At 65.5% G+C, this 17391-nt stretch carries 16 protein-coding genes; 7 read left to right on the top strand and 9 right to left on the bottom strand.

Features of this window, described 5'->3' with window-relative positions; translation table 11 throughout:
• Window positions 1–152 precede the first annotated feature (152 nt).
• Both BLT16_RS05220 and BLT16_RS05215 read right to left on the bottom strand, forming a co-directional pair.
• Complete coding sequence (locus BLT16_RS05220; protein WP_089657470.1) at window positions 153–998, bottom strand: cytochrome b5-like heme/steroid binding domain-containing protein; 846 nt, start codon at window positions 996–998, stop codon at window positions 153–155.
• The gene (locus tag BLT16_RS05215) at window positions 995–2287 is read right to left on the bottom strand and encodes a ferredoxin reductase family protein (RefSeq protein ID WP_089657469.1); all 1293 of its coding nucleotides are present in this window, start codon (window positions 2285–2287) and stop codon (window positions 995–997) included. Before BLT16_RS05215 ends, BLT16_RS05220 begins: the two co-directional genes overlap by 4 nt.
• Window positions 2288–2463: 176 nt before the next feature.
• On the opposite strand from BLT16_RS05215, the gene BLT16_RS05210 reads away from it, so the two are divergent.
• Complete coding sequence (locus tag BLT16_RS05210) at window positions 2464–4482, top strand: PhoX family protein (RefSeq protein WP_218124408.1); 2019 nt, start codon at window positions 2464–2466, stop codon at window positions 4480–4482.
• Between the two features lie 134 nt (window positions 4483–4616).
• Here BLT16_RS05210 and BLT16_RS05205 read toward each other — a convergent pair whose 3' ends face one another.
• Window positions 4617–5474 carry a hypothetical protein gene (locus tag BLT16_RS05205; protein ID WP_245701476.1) on the bottom strand — a complete coding sequence of 286 codons (858 nt, stop codon included), beginning with the start codon at window positions 5472–5474 and terminating at the stop codon, window positions 4617–4619.
• 152 nt (window positions 5475–5626) lie between these two features.
• Between BLT16_RS05205 and BLT16_RS05200 the strand changes: the two genes are divergently transcribed.
• Complete coding sequence (locus tag BLT16_RS05200) at window positions 5627–6547, top strand: LysR family transcriptional regulator (protein WP_089657467.1); 921 nt, start codon at window positions 5627–5629, stop codon at window positions 6545–6547.
• Between the two features lie 3 nt (window positions 6548–6550).
• On the opposite strand, the gene BLT16_RS05195 is transcribed toward BLT16_RS05200, so the two are convergent.
• The 6 genes from BLT16_RS05195 to BLT16_RS05170 all read right to left on the bottom strand — a co-directional run bounded on the left by BLT16_RS05195 (window position 6551) and on the right by BLT16_RS05170 (window position 12700).
• Window positions 6551–7663, bottom strand: coding sequence for a 5-(carboxyamino)imidazole ribonucleotide synthase (locus BLT16_RS05195; protein ID WP_089657466.1), 1113 nt, complete (start codon window positions 7661–7663; stop codon window positions 6551–6553).
• 10 nt (window positions 7664–7673) lie between these two features.
• Entirely contained in the window at window positions 7674–8183 is a 510-nt protein-coding gene (gene purE / locus BLT16_RS05190; RefSeq protein ID WP_089657465.1) for a 5-(carboxyamino)imidazole ribonucleotide mutase, read from the bottom strand.
• A gap of 228 nt (window positions 8184–8411) precedes the next feature.
• Window positions 8412–10442, bottom strand: coding sequence for a TRAP transporter permease (locus tag BLT16_RS05185; RefSeq protein ID WP_089657464.1), 2031 nt, complete (start codon window positions 10440–10442; stop codon window positions 8412–8414).
• 30 nt (window positions 10443–10472) lie between these two features.
• On the bottom strand, window positions 10473–10994 hold the full coding sequence (locus tag BLT16_RS05180) for a DUF1850 domain-containing protein (protein ID WP_245701474.1): 522 nt from the start codon (window positions 10992–10994) through the stop codon (window positions 10473–10475).
• Window positions 10995–11029: 35 nt separating this feature from the next.
• Entirely contained in the window at window positions 11030–11989 is a 960-nt protein-coding gene (locus tag BLT16_RS05175) for a TAXI family TRAP transporter solute-binding subunit (protein ID WP_089657463.1), read from the bottom strand.
• A 171-nt stretch (window positions 11990–12160) separates the two neighbouring features.
• Window positions 12161–12700 carry a YaeQ family protein gene (locus BLT16_RS05170; protein WP_089657462.1) on the bottom strand — a complete coding sequence of 180 codons (540 nt, stop codon included), beginning with the start codon at window positions 12698–12700 and terminating at the stop codon, window positions 12161–12163.
• Window positions 12701–12864: 164 nt separating this feature from the next.
• Here BLT16_RS05170 and BLT16_RS05165 point away from each other — a divergent pair, with 164 nt between their 5' ends.
• From BLT16_RS05165 to BLT16_RS05145, 5 genes are all read left to right on the top strand, one after another.
• Window positions 12865–13134 carry an XRE family transcriptional regulator gene (locus BLT16_RS05165; RefSeq protein ID WP_089657461.1) on the top strand — a complete coding sequence of 90 codons (270 nt, stop codon included), beginning with the start codon at window positions 12865–12867 and terminating at the stop codon, window positions 13132–13134.
• Window positions 13135–14283 (top strand): FAD-dependent oxidoreductase, encoded by a 1149-nt coding sequence (locus BLT16_RS05160; RefSeq protein ID WP_089657460.1) that lies wholly within the window; start codon window positions 13135–13137, stop codon window positions 14281–14283.
• A 63-nt stretch (window positions 14284–14346) separates the two neighbouring features.
• The gene (locus BLT16_RS05155) at window positions 14347–15243 is read left to right on the top strand and encodes a putative selenate ABC transporter substrate-binding protein (protein ID WP_245701472.1); all 897 of its coding nucleotides are present in this window, start codon (window positions 14347–14349) and stop codon (window positions 15241–15243) included.
• The gene (locus BLT16_RS05150; protein ID WP_089657458.1) at window positions 15243–15896 is read left to right on the top strand and encodes an ATP-binding cassette domain-containing protein; all 654 of its coding nucleotides are present in this window, start codon (window positions 15243–15245) and stop codon (window positions 15894–15896) included. Before BLT16_RS05155 ends, BLT16_RS05150 begins: the two co-directional genes overlap by 1 nt.
• Window positions 15897–15905: 9 nt before the next feature.
• Window positions 15906–17387 carry a PhnE/PtxC family ABC transporter permease gene (locus BLT16_RS05145; protein WP_245701471.1) on the top strand — a complete coding sequence of 494 codons (1482 nt, stop codon included), beginning with the start codon at window positions 15906–15908 and terminating at the stop codon, window positions 17385–17387.
• Window positions 17388–17391: the final 4 nt, after the last annotated feature.

The raw sequence follows: 17391 nt of genomic DNA, 5'->3' as shown, positions 1-17391 counted from the left end.
GCTCATTTACACCCCGTAAACTCCGCTTTTTCGCCGATTTTTGCTTTGCGACCCACATGGATGTGGGAAGTGCGTTGGCCCGTCGGGAACGGGCCTAGCCCTGACCTTCGCTCGCCGACTTTTCGTACAAAGCCTAGTGGCCTAACGCGCTCCTAGGGCCAGCTGTATACCCCGCGGTTGAGGCCGTCGCGCATCGCCGAAATCACCTTGGCGCCGCGCAGGGTGGCGCCGCTGAAACCGTCTACCTCTTCGACCACGCGCTCGGGCTCGTAAAGAGCGAAGATCGAGGTCAAGGGCTCGCCCTCCAGCCATTCGGTGATGCGTCGATGCTGCACCATCACCGGATACAGATCTTCGTCCTCCTCCAGCGTCAGGTAGTCGACGCCGCGGTAGGCGAGGTGGCGGAAATTCACCTCGGTCAGGTGGCCATCGCGCAGATCGAAGGTGATATTGACCTGAATCTCGCCGCGATCGGTGAACACGCCGCGGTAGTGGCCATCCATAGGCTGGCCCAGCATGGCCCTATGCAAGCGCAGGTCCTCAGCGGGTGACGGCGCGGTGTCCGCCGCTTCTTGCTCCATCGGCTGATCTTCCGCCTGGCTGGGCGGCTCGGCGGCCTCGGCGCGTTCCAGCGGTTCGCCCTGGTCGTCGACCAGCCTACCGATGCGATAGTCCTCCAGTTGGCGCTCAGCGGCCGGGCTATGCGGCCGCCCGGGGCGCTTGTTGTCCCACGCCTCGCTGGATTCTCGTCCGCACCATTCGAGGATCACCTCCTCTTCGGTGGGGTGATCGGGGATGTAATCCGTGATGTCGTAGACGCCACCGTGGATGGCTTTCCAACAGCTCTCGGCGCTGGCATGTTCGGCCAGCTCATCGAGGGTGATATCGCGCGCTTCACTGCTATCGTCGGCCTCGTCCGAGGAGAGCGCCTGCACCGACACCAAGGTGCCGATACTGGCCAGGAAGGCGATGAATGCGCTATAGGCAATCTTGTTCATAGGAAGTCGAAGACCTCGCAGTGGATGCGCAATGCCGGCACGCCCTGGGCGGCGAGCAGGTCACGCAGGTGGCTGATCATGCCCGGCGGGCCGCACAGGTAGATCTCGCGGTCGACGTAGTCCGGGCAGTGGTGTCGCAGGAAGGCCTCGCTGAGCGGGCCTTGTTCACGGTAGAAGTGGGCGGTCACCGTCAAGCGCTCGACGTCCTCGGCACAGCGAGTGAGCTCATCGAGGTAGTAGGCACGGTCGGGGCCGTTGGCCAGGTAGAACAGCTGGGCATGACGTCCTTCATCTTCAGCAGCCATTCCCCTGGCTGCGCTGACGAATGGTGTGATGCCGATGCCGCCGCCGAGCCATAGCGCGTCTCGCTGAGCATAGTCCACGGCGAAGAAGTCGCCGTAAGGCCCTTCGAGCATCGCCCGACTGCCCACACTGACGGTCTGCAGGGCATGGCTGGCATCGCCGAGGTCCTTGATGCCGAGCCTCAGTAAAGGGTCGTCCGGGGCCGAGGCGATGGTGTAGGGGTGTTCCTCGCCGCGTCCCGCCGTCAGCGACTCGTCGAGCGGGGTAAGGTAGACGAACTGGCCGGGGCGATAGCGGAGCCCGCGGCCCTCCGGGCGCAGCGCAATTTCCACCACACCTCGGGCCAGCGGCGCGACACTCTCCACCCGGTAAGGGTGGCGAGCCAGCGACGGCGACAGCAGCTTGCGCCATACCATGGCCGCCATACCCAGCGCACCGAGCAGCCACCACGGCCAGGTCTCCCCCGCCAGCGGCAGCGCATGCCCCAGCGCCAGCAACAAGGCGGCGGCCGACAGCAGATGCAGGCGCTTCCAGCGCTGGTAGTCGAGCCGGCCGAAGAACTGGAAGGTCGGCGCCAGGAAGATCACCATCGCCAGCCAGGCCAGCCAGCCGCTCCACAATGCCAGCTGCGACAGCGGCGGGAACAGCGTCAGTACCGCCACCTCGAGGCCGGCCGGCACCCGCGCCAGGCCGAGGGCCAGGACGTGCAGCATGATCAGAATAAAGGCGCCAAAGCCAAGCAGGCGGTGCAACCACCAGAGCCGGTCGAGTCCGCCGAACCAGCGGTCGAATCCCGGCAGCCGAATGCTCAAGGCCGCGGTCACCAGCAGCATGGCAAGCCCCAGGATACCGCCGACGCGCCCTACCCAACCAAGCAGTGCCGCCGCCTCTCCCGGCGGTCCACCCAGTCGCGGCGCGGCAATCGCCAGCGGCAGTAGCAGTACGGCGATCAGCAGCAGATCGCCGCGGTAGAGACGCAACGGCATAGGCACTCCTCGTCAGCATGACCTTCAGTGTCGACGAGATGCGATGTGGCGCAAGGGCAGACCCGGCGTGACTTGATCCATGTCAACCGATGCCCCCAAAATGACATCATAAGGTCATGCTAATGTCATCGAGACTGCCAACAATGGCCTCTCGCTTCCTATGAGGAGACATGGCCATGAAACACCCGCAGCGACCCGGCGCGGTCGATCCGATTCTCGCCGACGGCGACGAGCCACTCAGCAATCGATCCCACAACCGCTATTTCGGCGATATCCTGGAGACCCGCCTCAGCCGGCGCAGCATGCTGCGCGGCAGCCTGGCCACTTTTATCGCCGGTGCCATGGCCACTCGTCTGCCATTCTCCTCGGCCTTTGCCGGCGAGGCAGCCGCCGCCCCCAGTCTCGGCTTCCAGGCAATTCCCACCAGCGCCGCCGACACCGTCGTCGTGCCCGACGGTTACCGGGTACACGCCATGCTGCCCATGGGCACCCCCATCAGTGGCCACATGCCGGCCTACTCGCTCTCCGCCAGCGGTGAGGATCAGGCCCACCAGGTCGGTAGCCACCACGACGGCATGCACTTCTTCCCGCTGCAGGGTAGCGCCCGTGACGGCCTGCTGGTGATGAACCACGAGTACATCGAGCCGCGCTTCCTGCACGCCGCCGCGGCCGGACTGGCCCTGGACCGCAGCGGCTTCCCGCAGAACGAGGATGGCAGCCGCGACGACGACCAGGTACTCAAGGAGCTCAACGCCCACGGCGTAAGCGTGGTGCGCGTGCGTGCTGACGACCAGGGCCAGTGGCAAGTGGTCGAGGACGTCCACAACCGCCGCATCACCGGCCTGACGCCAATGCGCCTGGCCGGGCCGGTCGCCGGCACCGAGCACTTGGTGACCCAATACAGCCCGGACGGCACAATGACCCGCGGCACCCTCAACAACTGCGCCCACGGCGTCACCCCATGGAACACCTACCTGGCCGCCGAGGAGAACTGGGCCGGCTACTTCGCCAACAGCGATGTCGAGATCGACCGTCGCCAGGCGCGCTACGGCATCGAGACCCGCGACAGCGGTCGCTATCAATGGCACCGTGCGGCCAGTGGCGCCGACGAGTATGTGCGCTTCGACGCCAGCGTCCGCGGCGCCTCCGCCAGCGAGGACTACCGCAACGAGCCCCATGCCTTTGGCTGGATGGTCGAGATCGACCCCATGGACCCAGCCTCCACGCCGATCAAGCGCACCCATCTGGGTCGCTTCGCCCACGAGGGGGTGATCTTCGCGCCGGCGGTGGAGGGCCAGCCGGTCGTGGCCTACTCTGGCGACGACGCGCGCTTCGAATACATCTACAAGTTCGTCTCGGCGCGCCCCTTCGAGGCCGCCACGGCCGACGGTTCACTGCTCGACGAAGGCACCCTATATGTGGCGAGATTCAACGATGACGGCAGCGGCGAGTGGCTGGCGCTGGCCCCGGGTGAGAACGGCCTGACCCCGGAGAACGGCTTCGCCGACCTGGCCGATATCCTGGTCAATACCCGCAGCGCCGCCGACCAGGCCGGCGCCACCAAGATGGATCGCCCCGAGTGGGGAGCGGTGGATCCCGCCACCGGCCAGGTCTACTTCACCCTGACCAACAACACCCAGCGCGAGGAGAGCCAGACCGATGCCGTCAACCCGCGCGCCGAGAACAGCTTCGGCCAGATCGTGCGCTGGCAGGAAGAGGACAGCCATGCCGGCACCCGCTTCGCCTGGGACCTGTTCGTGCTGGCCGGCGACCAGGACGACAGCCGTGACCTAGCCGGCGAGCCGCTGGACCAGGAATCCATCTTCGCCAACCCCGACGGCCTGTGGATCGACCCGGACCGCCGCGTGTGGATTCAGACCGACATCAGCGAATCGGTGATGAACAGCGGTATCTATGAAGTGTTCGGCAACAATCAGATGCTGGCGGCCAATCCCGAGACCGGTGAGATCAAGCGCTTCCTCACCGGCCCCGTGGGCCAGGAGATCACCGGCGTGATCACCACCCCGGACCAGCGCACCATGTTCGTCAACGTACAGCACCCGGGGGCCACCACCGACGCCGACGCCTTCGCGGCAGGCGACCTGGTTAGCCACTGGCCGGACGGCGGCAGCGCCATCCCCCGCTCCGCCACCCTGGTCATCACCCGCGAGGACGGCGGTATCATCGGCGCCTGAGCGATCCCCTGAGCCCCAAGGGCCACCGGCCATACAGCCGGTGGCCCCGGCGTATCTGCCCACCATCGCACCCACAAAAAGACCGCCCCGTCGGGCGGCCAACCACGCGATCGAAACATCGGCTCAGAGCAGGATCAGAAGTGCCATTCGAGGTTGACGGTCAGCGCGTCGGTATCCACCCCGGGCACATTCTGATTGCCGAACTTGTTGCGCCAGTACTCATAGCCGACCCCGGCCCACAGCTGGTTGCTCTCCCCCCATGCCAGCTGCCCCGCATCCAGCATCAGCGCGCTGCGCAGCAGCTGCTCGGTAGCGGTATCGTTGCCGAAATAGTCTTCGCCCTTGCTACCGTTGAGGTTGTAGAACCCCTGGAATTTCATTGGCATCGCACCGGCATCGAAGGGCACGCTCCAGGCAATATTGAGCTGATAGTAAGGGTCGAAGCTGATGCGGTTATCGACGCCGGCGTTGTCACAGACCTGGCCGCAGTGGTTCCACTCGCGGCTGAAGAACAGGCTGACGTCGAGAAAGCCGCGCGGCAGATCGAACTTGAGGGTCGGCCCCAGCACCACCTGGCGCTTGCGCGGCGCAAAGGCAGTGTTCTTGGTATTGAGATCGAAACCGCCAGTCAACGCCACATCGCCCACCGGCCCGAACGCCAGCGGCTCGCCGAACAGCTTGCCGTAGTGCAGCTGGTGGCGATAGACCAGATAGGCCTCGGTGGCGCCGCTTTCGCTCCCCGCCGCCGGATCGTTGCCGTCTGACTGCAGCAGGTCGAGACTGAAAAAATTCTGGCCACGCGAGTAGCCGCTGGCATGGCTCAGGTTGAGGATATGCTTGCTGACATCCTTGGGGTTGTTGGGCTCGGTGAAATCGCTGCCGTAGCGGTAGCCGATCGACGTATCGCTCCAGGTGGCGGCCTGAGCCTGAGTCCCCAGCGTGAACACCAGCGCCAGGCCAGCAGCAGTATGAAAAAAGCTTGCGTGATTCATCGGAAAAGCATCTCCAGCGTCTTGTCGTTGTCGTGGATGCAGTCGCGCTGCACCCGCCCCAGTCTAGGGACGCCAGAGAAGATGAAAACCGATATACTTCAATACCACTTATAAAAGAAACAGTATGACCAACAGGTCAACACGGAGCCGACATGACGTCTCGCCAGGCATCCCTCGACCCCTATCTATTGCGTGTGCTGTGCTTGCTGATCGCGGAACGCAGCGTGTCGCGAACCGCGCTGCGGTTGCACCAGTCGCAGCCCGCGATCAGCGCCGCGCTGCGCAAACTGCGCGAGACCTTCGACGACGCCCTGCTGGTCAGGGAGAAAGGCGGCATGGTGCCCACCGAGCGCGCCCTGCAACTGCTGCCCGATGCCCAGGCGGCGCTGGCCGCTCTCGACAAGCTGACCCGGCCGCCGGAAGCGTTCAGCCCCTTCGACAGCCGCCAGCGTTTCCGCCTCGGCGCCCCCGACTACCTGGCGCCGGTCTTCATGACCACCGCTGTGGCCCGTTTCTGCCGTGAGGCACCGCAGGCGCAGCTGGAGATTCAGGCGCTGGGACCGGAATTCGACGTGGAGAGCGCGCTGGCCGAGGGCGAGCTGGACGTGGTGATCGGCAACTGGCCCGAGCCACCGGAGCGCATGCACCTGTCGATGCTGCTGGAGGATGAGATCGTGTGCCTGGTGTCATCGCGCCACCCGCTGGCACGTCGCGGCATGAGCCGCGAGCAGTACCTGGCCGCCCGCCACGTGGTGCCGCTGCCCTATTCGATGAGCCAGCGTGGGCTGATCGACAGTCAGCTGGCCAGCCTGCGCGAGCGCCGCAACGCGGTGGTCGAGGTGCAGTCGTTCACCCTGGCGCCCTATCTGCTGCCGGACAGCGACCTGGTGTTCACCACCAGTCGTCATTTCGCACGCTTCTACGCCAACCTGCTGCCGCTGAGCATCCTGCCCGCACCGATCGATTTCCCGCCGATGCGCTTCTACCAGCTGTGGCACGAACGCAGCCACCAGGCGCCACCCCAGCGCTGGCTGAGGCGGCTGCTCGGTGAGGCCGGGCGGCAGGTGCAGTAGGCGCTACTCGAAGCTGAAGCGCGGCGCCGGGGCATCGGGCAGCAGGGCGGCGCAGGCGCGCACCTTGGCCAGCAGCTCGGCGTGGGTCGGCGCGACCAGATTGACATGGGCCAGCTTGCGGCCGGCGCGCTCGGCCTTGTCGTAGCGATGCAGGTGGGCATCGGGGATTGCCAGGATCTCGGCGGGATCGCCTTCGCGGCCGATCACATTGACCATGCAGGTCGGCAGGCGCGCGGCGGTATCGCCCAGCGGCAGGCCCTGAATGGCGCGCAGATGATTCTCGAACTGGCTGGTGACTGCGCCGTCCATGCTCCAGTGGCCGGAGTTGTGCACCCTAGGGGCCATCTCGTTGGCCAGAAGCCCCCCGTCGCGAGTCTGGAACAGCTCCAGGGTCAGCACGCCCACGTAGTCGAGCTCGTCGAGCAGCGCGCGGATATAGCCGTCGGCGGTCTGCTGCACAGCGTCGTCGAGGTCCGGCATCGGTGCGATGGAGTAGCGCAGGATGCCATCCTCGTGCTGGTTCTCGGCCATGGGATAGAACACTACCTCGCCGTCGCGACCACGTACGGCGATGATCGAGACTTCACGCACGAAGTCGACGAAGGCCTCGACGATCAGCCGTGGATGACCAATCGCACGCCAGGCGTCGTGCGCCTCGGCGGGATCGCGGAGTACCGCCTGCCCCTTGCCGTCGTAGCCTTCGGTGACCGACTTGGCGACCACCGGGCAGCCCAGCTCGCGAGCCGCCGTTTCCAGTTCATCGGCGTGCTCCACCAGACGATAGGCCGGCGTGGGGATGCCCAGCCGGTCGAACAACGCCTTCTCCTCGGCGCGGTTCTGGCACACGCGGATCGCCTCGCTGGAGGGGTAGACCGGCTTGACCTCCTCGATGGCCTGCACCAGCGATACCGGCAGGTGCTCGAACTCATAGGTGACGAGATCAACCTGTTCCAGAAAGCTGTCGAGGTGCTTCCTATCGGTATCGATCATCACGTCGCCGATCCCGGCGCTGGGGTGGCCAGTGGTATCGAGGAAAGTGAAGCGGTTGGCCAGGGGGTAGCCGGCCAGCGCCAGCATGCGGCCCAGCTGGCCGGCTCCGAGTACGCCTATGTTCATCTGGGTCACCTCACTGCGCGTCCGATCGGGGATCGGGATGGTCGAGCACCGCCTGGGTCTGTTCGGCGCGGAAGGCCTCTACTGCCTCGCGCACCTTGGCGTCCTGCAGAGCGACGATCTGCGCCGCCAGCAGACCAGCATTGGTGGCACCGGCCTTGCCGATGGCCAGGGTGCCAACGGCGATACCGCCCGGCATCTGGGCGATCGACAGCAGCGAGTCGAGGCCCTTGAGCGATTTGGACTCGACGGGTACGCCCAGCACCGGCAGCGGCGTCTGGGAGGCAACCATCCCCGGCAGGTGGGCGGCGCCGCCGGCGCCGGCGACGATCACCTGCAGGCCACGCTCGGCGGCACTCTTGGCGTAGTCGAACAGCAGGTCGGGGGTGCGGTGGGCGGAGACCACCTTGGTCTCGCAGGCCACGCCGAGACGCTCGAGCATGGCCACCGCATGCTCCATCACCGGCCAGTCGGACTTGGACCCCATGATCACGCCTACGCGTGGCTGCTGATTGGATGGCATCTATGGCTCCCGGAAGTGACGCTGAAATGCGAAGGGCAGGTATTCTAACGGCGCCCGTAGGCGCCGTCATCTTGACCAAGCGGGCAGGCCTGCCACATTGGTAGGCCGCACCGCTCCGGACTGATCCGGGGGCAGGCCTACGAGGAGGCGCTGTAAACCATCCCTGGGCGCTACCTACGCCATCCATGGCGTAGAACCTCCTCTTCGGCCTGCCCCCGGCGTCCTTCGCTATGCGCGACGCTGATCACCTTGAACAGTCAATGCCGCCTCACGGCGGCTGGCCACCCAGTTGCCGCCGATCGCCAGTGCCATCACCACCACCCCGGCAATCTCGGCCATCAGGTTGGGGTAGAACACCGCCACGATCGACGGCACGATGGCCAGCCGCGGCAGCAGCGACATGCGCGTAAACAGATAGCCCTCCAGCGCCGCGGCGAAGGCGCATAGCGCGAAGATCGCGATCACCCCGTTCCAGATCACCACCGGTACCGGGCCACCAACGATGATCTCCGGATTGAAGACCATGAACAGCGGGATCAGGTAGAGCCCCTTGGCAAACTTCCAGGCCTGGAAGCCGGTTTCCATCGGCTTGGAGCCGGCGATCGCCGCCCCGGCAAAGCCGGCCAGGGCGATGGGTGGCGTGACGTTGGAATCCTGGGAGTACCAGAACACCACCAGGTGAGCGATCAGCAGCGGCACGCCAAACTCGGCGGTCAACGCCGGGCCGACCAGCACGATCAGCACGATGTAGCTGGCGGTGACCGGCAGGCCCATGCCCAGGATCAGGCTGGCCAGCAGCACCATCACCAGCGCCAGCACCAGGTTGCCGCCGGAGAACGCCATCATCATCGACGAGAACTTGAGGCCCAGCCCGGTCAGGCCAACCACACCAACGATGATGCCGGCCACGGCACATGCCATGGACACCGCCACCGCATTGCGCGCGCCGAGCTCGAGGCCCTCGACCAGCTTGAGAAAGCCAGCGATCACCACCCGCTTGATGCTCTCGAAGGTCACCTTCTGGCCCTGCTGGGGGGCCACGAAAAGGAACCAGATCGCATAGCGCAGCACCGCCACGGCGACCATGGTGACCACCGCGTAGAAGCCCACCCGCATCGGCGAGAGGTTCATCACCAGCAGCCATACCAATACGCCCAACGGCAGCAGGAAGTGCCAGCCGTCACGCATCACGTCGCGCATCTTGGGCAGCTCGCTGCGTGCCATGCCCTGCATGCCCTGCTTGAGGGCGATGATATGCACGAACAGATAGACGGTGGCGAAGTACATGATCGCCGGCAGGATGCTGACCTTGACCACGTCAAGATACGGGGTATTGGTGTACTCGGCGATTAGGAAGGCGCCGGCACCCATCAGCGGCGGCATGATCTGGCCACCGGTAGACGCCGCAGCCTCGATGCCGCCGGCCTGGTGCGGCTTGTAGCCGAGGCGCTTCATCAGCGGGATGGTGAAGGCACCGGTGGTTACCACGTTGGCGATGGCGCTACCGGAGATCGAGCCCATGCCCGCCGAGGCGATGACCGCGGCCTTGGCAGGCCCGCCGCGCTGGCGACCGGTGGCCGCATAGGCCATGTCGATGAAGAACTTGCCGGCCCCGGTGCTTTCGAGAAAGGCGCCAAACAGCACGAAGATGAAGATGTAGGTCGCCGCCACGCCCAGTGGCAGGCCGAAGATGCCCTCCTGCCCCAGGTACAGCTGGCCGGCGACGCGATCCAGGTTATAGCCACGGTGTTCGAGAATCCCCGGCAACCATTGGCCTAACCATGGCAGCTCGCCACGCGGCCCGGCGAAGGCATAGACGATGGCCAGCACGCCGATCAGTGTCATCCCAAAGCCCACCGCACGACGGCTGGCCTCGAGGACGGTCACGGTGGCAATACAGGCGATCAGGATATCGGTCTCGTTCCAGAACCCGGCCCGCGAGATGATCTCGTCGAGGAAAAACACCAGGTAGCCCCCGGTTACCGCAGCCCCGGCCAGGAATATCATGTCGATCAGCCAACCCATGGCCCCACGCTTGCGGTGGGGGCCGAAGACCGGAAAGATCAGGAAGGCCAGCGTCATGATCAGCGCTAGGTGAATCCCGCGCTGGTAGAACAGCCCCAGCGGCTGGATCCCCGCCGAGTAGAGCTGGAACAGGGACAGCCCTACCGCCACGATGGTAATCAACCACAGTATTGCACGCGGCTGGATGGCGTTGCCGCCCGGCATCTGCACCGGTGGGCTCGTCGAGTCGCTCATGGATTCCTCGTCAGACGTCGTCTGGATCGCTCAATGATCGAGCGTAATAAGTTGAAAAATGACCCGTTCACCGCTGGCCTGATCGCTAAGACTCAAGGTGTGCGTTTCACCGCCCTCCTCCCAGATCAGGCGATGGTCGACCTCGCGAGACCCAACTCTCAACGCGTAGCGATTGTCGGCAACGGGCTCATGAATATCATTGATCCAATAGCCACCCTGGCCATCGGAGACCTGCTCGCCGCGCCCGGGGGAATGCCCAAGGCCCGCGGCAAAATCGGGTTGATGACTGCGCTCCAGCTGCATCTCACCTGCGACATTGCGGTAGCAGTCGAGCACCGTGAAATGCCGCACCGAGTGATTCCACGCCAGGCACCAGCCCTCGCCGGGCGCCCGCGCAAGCTCGGCGACAATCTCGCCATCCGTGCCCAGCGCCTGCAGGGTATCGGGCTGCGAGGCATTATCTGCTAGCGCTAATATGGGGATGGCGCAACACGACAGCAGGGCGGACATCAGTGTCCGCCCTGCCAGGTTACCGAATCGCACGATGCGCATCGTTCATCACATCAGTGGATGTCACTGCGACCCAATTACTGGCGCAGGCGATCCGGGATATCGGCCTCGACTTCCTCGAAGTAGCGAATCGCGCCCGGATGCAGCGGCACCGGCGTGGATTCCATGGTGAACTCGATGGTGGTGTCGTTGGCCGCCGGGTGCACGGCAATCAACTCGTCGGTGTGCTCGAACAGCAGCTTGGTCAGCTGGTAGGCCAGCTCTTCGTCCATGTCGGAATTGACCACCAGGACGTTGGGGATACCGATGGTCTGCACCGCTTCGTCCATGCCGTCGTACATGCCGGCAGCCAGCTCGTAGGGCGCGAACACCGGCTCACTTTCCTGGGCATTGGCGATCTCTTCGTCGGAGAAGCCGATCAGACGAATGTCGCGGGTCGCCGCCAGGTTGAGGATCGAGCTGGTGGGCGGGCCCACGCTCCAGAAACCGGCGTCGATGTCGCCGTCGCGGATGGCATCGGCGGTCTCGTTGAAGTTGAGACGCTGGGGATTGAAATCGTCATAGCTCATGCCGTTGGATTCGATCAGGGCACGAGCGTTGAGCTCGGTACCGCTGCCCGGGGCACCCACGGAGACGCGCTTGCCTTCCAGATCGGCCAGTGACTCGATATCGGAGTCGGCCAGGGTCACCAGCTGCACGGCATTGGGGTACACCGACGCCAGGGCGCGGATGTTCTCGATCTGGCGCTCTTCGAAATCGCCGGTGCCGTTATAGGCCTGGTAGACGGTATCGGCCAGTGCCAGGGCCAGGTCGGCATCGCCGCGCATGATCAGGCCCATGTTCTCCACCGAGGCGCCGGTCACTTCGGCGGTGGCGTCGGCGCCTTCGATATGGTCGTTGATCATCTCGGCAAAACCGCCGCCGATCGGGTAATAGACCCCACCGGTGCCGCCGGTGGCGATGGACAGCTGCTGAGCTGCGGCCAGCGGGGCGGTGGCCAGCAGCGAAGCGGCAACTGCATATTTGATAGTGCGCATGGACTTCCTCCGGTCGTGAAACCTGACGTTCGTTATGATTGTTGGCGATCCGCCTCGTATTGCATCTGAACAGTGGGCGGCCGCACTCCTGAAAAACCTAGCACGTCAGTAGTCTGGGTGACTACAACGACAATTTCACCATTGCCTGGCGCGACAGGATATGCCCTCTATTCAACGTTCGCCGCTCAACCAGGTCGGGATTAACTCATGCTGACCGCCACCGTCGGTCACATAGAGCGTGCCCTCGCTGATCATCACCGCCCAGTCGATGCTGCGCGGCAGGTCCTCGGCCAGCGCCGCCAGCGGCGCCTCGGGCAGGCTCGCCACGTGCACATTGGCCAATGCCTCGGCCGTGGCAAGCACCCGCGACGCCCAGGCGTCGACCTTGCCGTAGGCGAGCAGCGAGACCCGCTCGGCGCGACGCGAGCACCAGGTCAGGCGATCCGCATCGGGAAGGCCGACCTCTATCCAGTGCAACACCCGGCCATCGAGACTCTTCTGCCACAGCGCCGGCTCGTCGACATCCGACAGTCCGCGCCCAAAGGCCAACGTCTCGTCATACCACAGCGCATGGGCCAACAGCCGCACCGCCATGCGTATCTCGGTTTCTGATGGATGCCGGGCCACGGTGAAGCGCTCGGTGGCATAGACGTCGCGGTCCAGGTCGGTGAGCGACAGGTTCACTTTATAGGGGGTCGCGCTGAGCGCCATTGCAAGATCCTGATGTTCAAGGCAATAAATGAGGCCGTTTGGGGCAGTCTACGCGCTCTCGCCAGGCAGGTCTGCGCAGGGTAAAAAAATCTCCGAGAAGCGCTGGAAGATTGTCGCAAAACCTTGCATCCTGAGCAGGTCGCAAGCCAAGCCAACGGAGCCCCATGAGCACGGCACGATTAACGACCGGTTGGGACCTGCGCGAGCCTTCGCCAGCGGCACCCGACCTGGACGTCCGGGAACTCGAGAAACGTTCCCGCCTGATGCGCGTCGTCACCCGTCGCATCGCCCTATCAGACCTGCCCAACCGCGAGATAGCCCAGCGCGCCGGCATCCCCACCCAGCGCCTCAGCGACCTGCTGGCCGGCAAGATCGAGCACTTTTCCGTCGAAGAACTGGAAACCCTTCGCCATAGCGTCGAAGACGAGACCTAGATGGCCCGCGAGCTGCTGCTGGTGGGGGGCGGTCACAGTCACGTCGAAGTCCTGCGTCGCTTTGCGCTGGCTCCCGAGCCCGATGTACGCCTGACCCTGATCAGTCGCGACCGCTTTACGCCCTACTCTGGCATGCTGCCCGGCTATCTCGCCGGGCACTATGCGTTCGATGACGTGCATATCGACCTCGTGCCATTGGCCGAAGCCGCCGGTGCGCGCTTCCTGCGCGACAGCGTCGATGGCCTCGACCTCGCTGCCCAGCGGGTGATTCCCCATGACCACTCGCCGCTGACCTACGACCGTCTGTCGCTGAATATCGGTGCCTCGCCACAGTTGACCAGCGTGCCCGGCGCCGCCGAGCACGCCACGCCGCTCAAGCCCATCGACGGGCTCAACGCGCGCTGGCTGGCACTTCTCGAGCGCCTGCAACAGCGCCCGGTCCGCAAGACCATCATGATGGTCGGCGGCGGCGCCGGCGGTGTGGAGGTACTGCTGGCCATGCAGCAGCGTCTTCAACATCTATGCCGGGAGCGCGGCGTGCCCGACGGTCTGCTGCGCTTCTGCCTGGTGACCCGTGGTCCACGCCCACTGGCTACCCACAATGCCCGCGTGCAGCGCCATTTTTCCCGTCTGCTGACACGCCGCGGCGTCGCGCTACACAGCGATGCCGAGGTGGTCAGCGTCGATGCCGACCAGTTGCACACCGCCGACGGCCGCACGCTGGCTTACAATGAGCTGCTGTGGGCGACCCAGGCCGGCGCCGCCGCGTGGCTGGCCGATACCGGTCTGGCGTTGGACGGCGCCGGCTTCATCCGTGTCGACGACCACCTGGCCAGCATCAGCCACCCCCACGTATTCGCCGCCGGCGACATCGCGTCCATGGTCAACTACCGCCGCGAGAAAGCCGGGGTACACGCCGTGCGCCAGGGGCCGGCGCTTGCCGACAACCTCCGCGCCAGCCTCCACGACCGGCCGCTGGCCCGCTACCGCCCGCAGCGCCGGCATCTCGCGCTGATCAGTACCGGCGACCGCTATGCCGTGGCCTCCCGCGGCCCCTGGAGCTGGTCCGGCGACTGGGTATGGCGCTGGAAGGATCGCATCGACCGTCGTTTCATGGCCCGCTACCGGCCACCGCTAACAGCGCCATAAGCGATACGCCAATCTGCTATCATGCGGACCTTCCTGGTCCACAACTAGAATGGATAGCCCGACATGGAACGCCCCTCTATGCTGCGTCGCCCGATGCTCGCCGGCAGTGCTAGCCTGGCCCTGCTGATAGCCCTGCTGGGCGCACCGCTGGCCGCCGCCAACACCCTGGTCTTCACCGCCATCCCCGACGAGGATGAAACGCGCCTCCAGCAGCGTTTCCAGGCGGTGGCCGACTACCTCGCCGACGAGCTCGAGATCGAGGTGCGCTTCATTCCTGTGACCTCCTATGCCGCCTCGGTCACCGCCTTCCGCAACAACCAGGTACAGCTGGCCTGGTTCGGTGGCTTCACCGGCGTTCAGGCCCGCGAACGGGTGCCCGGCTCCAGGGCCATCGCCCAGGGGGTCGAAGACCCCGAGTACAAGAGCTATTTCATCGCCAACCACCAGAGCGGGCTCGAACCGCACAGCGGCGACACCGCCCCCGAGGGGCTGCGCGGCCTGACCTTCAGCTTCGGCTCCCAGAGCTCCACCTCCGGGCGCCTGCTGCCGGAGTACTTCCTGCGCGAACACCTCGGTAGCTCGCCGGACGAACTGTTCGCCCGAGTCGGCTTCAGCGGCAACCACAGCCGCACCATCTCGGTGGTGCAGTCCGGTGCCTATCAAGCCGGCGTGGTCAGCTACAAGGCATGGGAGAACGAACTCGAGGCCGGCACTATCGATCTCGAGCGCGTGCAGGTGATCTGGGAGAGCCCGCCCTACCCTGACTACCAGTGGACGGTACGCGGCGACGTCGACGAGCGCTTCGGTGAGGGCTTCACCGAGCGCCTGCAGCAAGCGCTGCTCGACATGGACGACCCCGAGCTGCTGGCGAGCTTCCCCCGCAGCGGATTCATTCCCGCCACGAACGACGACTACCGGGAGATCCTCGACGTCGCCCGCCAGCTGGAGTTGCTCGACTGATGACCCCGCTGGCGCTCACCGATGCCGAGGCCGCCTACGGCGAGACCCGCGTGCTTGGCCCGCTGAGCCTTGCGCTGGCGCCGGGTGAGCGGATTGCCCTGGTCGGCAAGAGCGGCGCCGGCAAGTCGACGCTGCTGGCGCTGATGTATGAGCAGTGGCAGCAGCGCGAGGTGGCGCTGATGCCCCAGGCGCTGGGGCTGGTGGACACCCTGTCGGTGTTCCACAACGTCTACATGGGGCGCCTGGATCGCCACCCTTGGTGGCGCAACCTGATCACCCTGATGCGGCCGCGCCGCAGCGATATTGCCGATATCGAGGCGCTGCTCGAGGGCCTCGACATCGCCGACAAGTGCTGGATACCCTGCGGCGAACTTTCCGGGGGCCAGCGCCAGCGTGTCGCCGCCGCCCGGGTGCTCTATCAACGCGGTCAGGTGTTGCTCGCCGACGAGCCGGTCTCGGCCCTCGACGGCCCCCAGGCCGCCAGCGTGATGCAGGCGCTGGCCGACGGCTACCCGACCGCGGTGCTGGCGATGCATGACCTCGACCTGGCGCTGCGTTACTGCACCCGTGTGATCGGCATCCAGGCCGGCGAGATCGCCATCGACCAGCCCAGCCAGCGCTTGAGCGTCCACGACCTCCAGCCACTCTACTGACCCCACGCCATGTCGATGCCGCTCTCCGCCACCGTCCGCGTGACCCTGGGCCTGATCGCCGTGGCCCTGGCCTGCCTGGTATTCGGTGACTTCGAGATCAGCGCTCACGAACCCTGGCGGGAACTCGGGCGACTGTTTCTGGGTCTGGTTCAGCCCGATTTCTCCAGCGTCGATTTCCTCGGCGAAGCGATCCTGCGCACCGTGGCCTTCGCCTTCGTCGGGGTGGGGCTGGGGGCGGCGGCAGGACTGCTGTTGGCGCTGCTCTTCCAGCACCTCTGGGTGCGCACCTTCTGCGCCTTCATTCGTGCCATCCACGAGTTGTTCTGGGCGCTGATCTTCCTGCAGAGCTTTGGGCTGCATCCGATTACCGGGGTGCTGGCCATCGCCATCCCCTATGCCGGGATCTTTGCCAAGGTCTATGCCGAGATCCTCGACGAGACCGATCCGGAGCCGGCACGCATCCTGCCACGCCGCACCGGACATCTCTCGGTGCTGCTCTATGCGCGCATCAGCCAGGCCTGGCCGCATCTGGTCAGCTACACCGCCTACCGCCTCGAGTGCGGGCTGCGCTCGAGTGCGGTGATCGGCTTCGTCGGCATGCCCACCCTGGGGTTCCACCTCGCCGGCGCCTTCGCCCAAGGCCACTACGCCACCGTCGGCGCGCTGCTGATCCTGTTCTACGTGTTGATCGGCACCCTGCGGCTATGGGTTCGCCCCCGGTTGCTGCCGCTCTACCTGTTGGCCGCCCCCTTCTGCCTGGGCACCGGCCTGCCGATCGTATGGAGCAATGTCAGCCGCTTCTTCAGCCACGACATCGTGCCCGCACCGCTGCGTCGCGGCGAGGGCCTCGAAGGTTTGCTGCCGTGGTTTGGCGATCTGTTCGTGCAGCAGGCGCTGCCAGGGATATGGAACACCCTGCTGCTGACCCAGATGGCGCTGGTAGTCACCGGGGTGCTGGCGATGGCGCTGTTCCCGTTGATCTCGCGACACTTTACCGGTCGCCTGGGCGGCACTGCCGGCCACGTGGTGTTGGTGGTGATGCGCTCGACGCCGGAGTATCTGCTGGCCTTTATCCTGCTGCAGCTGTGGGGACCCTCGATGCTGCCGGCAGTGGTGGCGCTGGCGCTGCACAACGGCGCCATCATCGGCCACCTGGTGGGACGGCGCAGCAACGAGATCGCGCTGCGCCAGGACGCGCCGCACGGCCTCGACCGCTACGCCTATGAAGTGGCGCCACGGGTCTACGGCCCGTTCCTGGCGCTGCTGTTCTACCGCTGGGAGATCATCATGCGCGAGACTGCCATCCTTGGCATTCTCGGCATCGCCACCCTCGGCTTCTACGTCGACAGCGCCATTCAGGAGATCCGCTTCGACCGTGCCATGGTGCTGATCCTGATCACCGCCCTGCTCAATATCGGCATCGATATCCTCGCCCGGCGGCTACGCAGCTACCTGCGGCTGAGGCACACCATCAACCGCCAGAGCTGCTAGCCCG

The organism is Franzmannia pantelleriensis (assembly GCF_900102875.1).
Taxonomy (GTDB): domain Bacteria; phylum Pseudomonadota; class Gammaproteobacteria; order Pseudomonadales; family Halomonadaceae; genus Franzmannia; species Franzmannia pantelleriensis.
The sequence above is the reverse complement of the archived record's forward strand: the minus strand, read 5'-3'. Positions and strand labels throughout refer to the sequence as shown.